Raw genomic sequence first — 5,060 nt, 5'->3', positions numbered from 1 at the left:
TGGTGGGTCCGCGCGACTTTGAGCTCACCCTGACCGGACGTACCTTTGCCGCCCCGCGCCGTCGCGGGAAGTACCTGTGGTTCCCCCTGAACGACGGGGACGCGGTCCTGGCCCACCTGGGCATGAGCGGCCAGTTCCGTGTCGACCGCCCCGACGCGCCGCTGCTGCGCAACACCCGCGTCCTGTTCGACCTGGACGGCGGCCAGGAACAGCTGCGCTTCGTCGACCAGCGGATGTTCGGCGGGCTCCAGCTCAGCCCCGGCGGTGCAGAGCTCCCCGCCGAGATCGCGCACATCGCACTCGACCCCTTCGACGAGCACTTCGACCTTGCCGATGTCGCACAGCGCCTGCGTCGAAAGCGCACCACCGTCAAGCGGGCCCTGCTCGACCAGGCCCTGGTCAGCGGCATCGGCAACATCTACGCCGACGAGGCGCTGTGGCTGGCCCAGATCCATCCCGAGCACCCCACCGAGAAGCTCACCCGCGCCCAGGCCGTCGGCGTGCTGGAGGCGGCCCGCACCGTCATGGCCGAGGCGCTCGGGCAGGGCGGCACCAGCTTCGACGCGCTCTACGTCAAGGTCAACGGTGAGTCGGGGTACTTCGACAGAAGTTTGGATGCCTACGGCCGGGAGGGCCTTCCCTGCAAGCGATGCGGGACGCCGATGGTGCGCGAGCAGTTCACGAACCGGAGCTCCACGCGGTGCCCGAGGTGCCAGCGATTGCGGGGACGGGCGTGTCCTGCGGCTAACGTGGCACCATGACGATGGCTGATCAGCTCCGCCGGATCCCTTCCCTCTCGGGTCGCGCCCTGGAGCTCAACGTGGAGACACTGCCGCACGATCCCGTTGTGTTGTTCCGGTCCTGGCTCGAGACCGCGCTGGAGTTTGGGGTGCAGGAGCCGCACGCGGTGAGCCTGGCCACAGTCGACGCGGTCGGGGTCCCCGACGCTCGCACGTTGATTCTTAAGGACGTCGACGAGCGTGGCTGGGCCTTTGCTGGCACGGCGTCATCGACGAAAGGTCGGCAGCTTGCTGTGAATCCGGTTGCCGCGATCGACGTGTACTGGCAGCCCATCATGCGGGCCGTTCGGGTCAGAGGCCGGGTGTTCGAGGCGACTCCCGCCGAGTGCGACGCGGACCTGGCGGCGAGGAGCCAAACCGCCCGGGCGAGTGTGGCGCCGGGGGACTGGCGGCTGTGGCGTCTGGTGCCTTCGCAGGTGGAGTTCTTCCAGGCGTCCGTCGATCGCCAGCACACCCGTGTCGTCTACAACACATTCGACGGCGCTTGGATGCTCCGTGTTCAGCGGGGAGGCCGCGAGATTCGCTGAGGCTCCTTATCTGACCTGGATGGCGCTGCGCGTCCCCAGGCCGACGAGCACCGCGCCCCCCGCGACGTCGATACGACGGGTCCAGCGACGCGGGTCAAGCCGCCCAGAGAACTCGGTGAGACCAGCCGTCCACAGACCGAGCCACGCCAGCATCACGACGATGTGGGCAGCAGCAAGCATGAGCATCGACCAGATGCCCACCTGTGAGGAGGAGATGAACTGAGGCGCCAAGGTCAGGTAGATCGTGGCGGCCTTGACGTTGAGGACGTTGGCGACAAGCGCCCCCAGCAACGTCGACCTGAGCGATGCAAACGCACGCGGAGGCGGAGTTGGGGATGTATCGCCGTGGCCTCGGTACGACTTCCAGATGAGCGACAGGCCCAGGCCGATGAGATACAGGGCCCCGATGAGGCGAATCCACCGGTAGAGCTCAGCCGATCGCAGGACCACCGCTGCCAAACCCATACCTGCCAAGATGGCATGCACGACGATGCCGCACGCCGTGCCGAGGATCACCAACCCTGCCCCACGTCTGTCGCCGGCAAGGCTTCGGGCGCTGACCAGGGTGAAGCTGGCGCCAGGCGTCAACACAAGAGGTAGCACGGACAATGCGAAGGCCAGGATGGCGGCAATCGGAGGCACCCAGCCATTATGAGGCCGCAGGGCACACGTCATGGCTTTGACGCGACATGGCGGGGCGGCAGCGGCCCCGAGGGTCTGCCTGGAGGTGTTGCAGGACGCCGATGGAGCGCGAGCAGTTCACGAATCGGAGCTTCACTCGGTGCCCGAGATGTCAGCGTGTGCACTGACGCATAGGGCGCGGTCAGATACTTTCGCCCGACTCCGGTCGGTCCCCTCGAAGCGCCTCAACAGCAATGCCTCGCCGCTCTAGCTCTGCCGCGAAAACGCCGTCCCCGGGCCGTTGAGCCCCGGTATGGGTGCCGTCGTGGATCTGCCCGCAACCGCATGTCGGGCTGAGAGCCTGGAGCGTGACACGGGTGATGCCACGGGTGACCAGTGACTCTGCGGCCAGGCGTGCCCCGCGGACGAACTGCTCGGTGACGTCTGTTCCGTCGTCGCACACAACCTTCGCGCGGCCGGCCAGCACGTCATCCCCGTCGCCGCCAACGATCTCGGCGGGTGGGCGCGGGGGGCGGGCCGGCGAGTACCTCAGCACAGACCGGAATGGCCAATCCGTCCGCAACGAGACTGGCCATGGCGCCCGTCGGTCTCGCCCGGCCGCCGTACCGGCACGGAATGCCCGCGAGGCATGCGCTCACCGCCCTGGGTCTAGCCGCCGGTATCAGTCATGAGAGCAGACTATGACGAGCGACCTGAGAGATCGGCACAGTCCGGTACTCACCGGCACCTGTCAGCGTCACAAAGTCATGAAGTCCGGCTATTTCGACCGTTCGCTGAACGCCTACGGGCGTGAGGGCCTGCCCTGCACCCGTTGCGGGACGACCATGGTGCGCGTCCAGTTCACCAATCGGAGTTCCACCTTCTGTCCGCGGTGCCAGCGGCTCAGGTGATCGCAGTGATAGGATCGCGCCATGATGGCCCTTGGGTTGCGACCGCTTCGATCTGAAGAGACGTCGTTGCTGCAGCGTGCGACCTTGGGCAATATGAACTGGTGCGGCGAGCGTTTCACGATGGATGACGTTCTGGCCCGTCCAGAATTCTCGCACTACGTGACCATTCGCCCTGAGCGTGGCGACTTCGGCGTCGTCGCGGAGGTCGGTGGAAACCCGATCGGGGTCTGCTGGGCCCAGTTCCTGCCGGCGGATGACCCCGGGTACGGTTTCGTCGATGAGCAGACGCCTGAGGCAAGCCTGTGGGTGTCACGCGATGCCAGAGGCCAAGGTCTGGGGCGCCGCCTGCTTCAAGCGCTTGTCTCCGAGGCAAAGGCTCGGGGACTTGGCCAGATCAGCCTGTCCGTGGAGCCTGACAATTTCGCCAAGCAGCTCTACGGCTCTCTCGGATTCGAGGTCGTTGCTGGCCGTGAGGGCGACGGCGTGATGTTGCTGCTTCTGTAGCTCGTGAACGAAGATCGGCACATTCCGGCACTCATCGGCCATGTGAGCGCAACAAAGTCATGTAGTCGGGCTATTTCGACCGTTCGCTGAATGCCTACGGACAGACCGACCGTCCGTGTCCGCGCTGCGGCACCGGCATCATGCGAGAGCAGTTCATGAACCGCTCCAGCCACTACTGCCCCAACTGCCAGCGGCTGCGCGGGCACCCCGCCAGGTTCCAGGGCACGGGAGCCCAGAGCAGGAGGTCCAGAGCGGGGGAGCGGTGAGCACGTTGCACGAGCGATGGGGCACTTTTCCGCTGGATACCTGCCCCACGAGCTGCTTGTTATGGTCGCACGGTGACTGCACGACCGCTCGAACAGACTGCACCCTTCCACCTCCTGGCCCGGCGCACTGGCAACAGCACCTGGTGGCATTCCTTGACCGAACTCGCCCCCTTCCTCGTGGTCTTCGCACTGCTCTTCGTGGCCGTGACTGAAGGCCTGCGCGCGGGACTGGGCGCGCGTGCCGACGACCTGCTTGCCTTCGGTTCCATGGGTGTCGCCCTGCTGGCGCTGCCGCTGGCAGTGCGATGGGGTGAGCGACGTCCCGCCGTGCAGTTGATGGGTGTCGTACCTTGCTTCGACTGGCCTGTCTTCTGGCGCGCAGCCTCGCTCACGGCAGGTGTGATGACCCTGCTGATCCTCTGCGTGGCACTGCTGGTCGGATCGAGGCCGCCCCCGTCCAGACCGGGGTGACTGTGCTCGCGGCGGCGGCCTTCACCATTCCGCTGGGCGCCCTGGCGGAGGAACTCATCTGTCGTGCCTGGTTGCCCCAGTTGCTCGGCAGGTGGGTGACATCACCCGTACTTGCCTATGGGCTGGTGGTTCCGGTCTTCGCATTTGTCCACAACCCCGGCAGCATCGTCGAGTGGGCAAACCACCTCATCTCCGGTACGTGCTTTGCCATCCTTGCCTGAGCCAGCCAAGGCCTTGCGGTGCCCAGCGCGGTGCACGCGGCGAGCAACCTGGTACTGGCGGCAGCCAGCCAGGTGGACACCACCCTGTACGACACCCACACTGCCTCCGTCGTGGCCGCCAAATCGGCAGCGCTCGTGCTGACGACCCTGGTCCTGGTCCGGCAGTTCCGTCGGCCTGTCGGGGGTGGCAAGGCAGCTGGAAGGGACTGACGCGGGTAAACTTTCATGATTGTGAGCCACATCCCCGAGACCACCTCCAGCGGCGAGTCGCGCCTTCAGCGCGGACGACGCCACCTGCGCCAGTTCATCAAGTTCGGCATGGTCGGCGGCTCGGGTGTCGTGGTCAACATGGTGGTGGCCGTCATCATGACCAAGTTGCACGGGGGCACCGCCCACGACAATGACCCCCTGGTCTTCCTCACCGAGCGTCACGCCCTGCGCTTCACGCACGTGGTGTGGATCGGCGCCTTCGGGGTCGCCAATTTCTGGAACTTCCAGCTGAACCGTTCGTGGACCTTCAAGCGGGAGCACCGGCGCAGCTACTGGCGCGAGTTCTGGCCCTTCTTCGCCGTCGGTTCCGTGGCGGCGGCGGTCGGCTTGCTGATCAAGACCGCCCTGACGAACCCGACCAGCATGTTCTACCTGCCCTCGTCGGTCTTCGACGGCAGCCAGGGGCTGCGCGACCGCGCCTACTGGGCGCAGCTGATCACCATCGTGCTCACGCTGCCGATCAACTTCG

9 protein-coding genes and 1 pseudogene are annotated in these 5,060 nt (G+C 66.2%); 8 read left to right on the top strand and 2 right to left on the bottom strand.

The features are described 5' to 3' along the window. Both mutM and ACHFFZ_RS05040 read left to right on the top strand, forming a co-directional pair. On the top strand, positions 1-761 hold a 761-nt coding region (gene mutM, locus ACHFFZ_RS05045), incomplete at its 5' end, for a bifunctional DNA-formamidopyrimidine glycosylase/DNA-(apurinic or apyrimidinic site) lyase (protein WP_394275569.1). Next, positions 758-1,327, top strand: coding sequence for a pyridoxal 5'-phosphate synthase (locus ACHFFZ_RS05040; protein ID WP_394275568.1), 570 nt, complete (start codon positions 758-760; stop codon positions 1,325-1,327). The genes mutM and ACHFFZ_RS05040, both read left to right, overlap by 4 nt. Positions 1,328-1,333: 6 nt before the next feature. Here ACHFFZ_RS05040 and ACHFFZ_RS05035 read toward each other — a convergent pair whose 3' ends face one another. Together ACHFFZ_RS05035 and ACHFFZ_RS05030 are read right to left on the bottom strand one after the other, a co-directional pair. Further along, positions 1,334-1,969 carry a LysE family translocator gene (locus ACHFFZ_RS05035; RefSeq protein ID WP_394275567.1) on the bottom strand — a complete coding sequence of 212 codons (636 nt, stop codon included), beginning with the start codon at positions 1,967-1,969 and terminating at the stop codon, positions 1,334-1,336. A gap of 181 nt (positions 1,970-2,150) precedes the next feature. Next, positions 2,151-2,504 (bottom strand): DUF523 domain-containing protein, encoded by a 354-nt coding sequence (locus tag ACHFFZ_RS05030; RefSeq protein WP_394275566.1) that lies wholly within the window; start codon positions 2,502-2,504, stop codon positions 2,151-2,153. Positions 2,505-2,718: 214 nt separating this feature from the next. On the opposite strand from ACHFFZ_RS05030, the pseudogene ACHFFZ_RS05025 reads away from it, so the two are divergent. The 6 genes and pseudogenes from ACHFFZ_RS05025 to ACHFFZ_RS05000 form a co-directional block, all read left to right on the top strand. Next, positions 2,719-2,859 (top strand): annotated as a pseudogene (locus tag ACHFFZ_RS05025) (zinc finger domain-containing protein); the annotation flags it as partial. A gap of 21 nt (positions 2,860-2,880) precedes the next feature. After that, the gene (locus ACHFFZ_RS05020; RefSeq protein WP_394275565.1) at positions 2,881-3,363 is read left to right on the top strand and encodes a GNAT family N-acetyltransferase; all 483 of its coding nucleotides are present in this window, start codon (positions 2,881-2,883) and stop codon (positions 3,361-3,363) included. Positions 3,364-3,449: 86 nt separating this feature from the next. Further along, the gene (locus ACHFFZ_RS05015) at positions 3,450-3,629 is read left to right on the top strand and encodes a zinc finger domain-containing protein (protein ID WP_394275570.1); all 180 of its coding nucleotides are present in this window, start codon (positions 3,450-3,452) and stop codon (positions 3,627-3,629) included. Positions 3,630-3,701: 72 nt separating this feature from the next. Then, the gene (locus ACHFFZ_RS05010; RefSeq protein ID WP_394275564.1) at positions 3,702-4,100 is read left to right on the top strand and encodes a hypothetical protein; all 399 of its coding nucleotides are present in this window, start codon (positions 3,702-3,704) and stop codon (positions 4,098-4,100) included. Further along, positions 4,097-4,321: a type II CAAX prenyl endopeptidase Rce1 family protein gene (locus ACHFFZ_RS05005; protein WP_394275563.1), complete on the top strand. Its 225-nt coding sequence runs from the start codon at positions 4,097-4,099 to the stop codon at positions 4,319-4,321. Before ACHFFZ_RS05010 ends, ACHFFZ_RS05005 begins: the two co-directional genes overlap by 4 nt. Before the next feature lie 231 nt (positions 4,322-4,552). Continuing rightward, positions 4,553-5,060, top strand: a 508-nt coding sequence (locus ACHFFZ_RS05000) for a GtrA family protein (RefSeq protein ID WP_394275562.1), incomplete at its 3' end; no start/stop codon positions are given.

The sequence above is a fragment of the Luteococcus sp. genome (assembly GCF_043424415.1).
In the GTDB taxonomy this organism is placed as follows: Bacteria; Actinomycetota; Actinomycetes; order Propionibacteriales; family Propionibacteriaceae; genus Luteococcus.
This window is presented reverse-complemented; position numbering and strand designations above follow the sequence as displayed.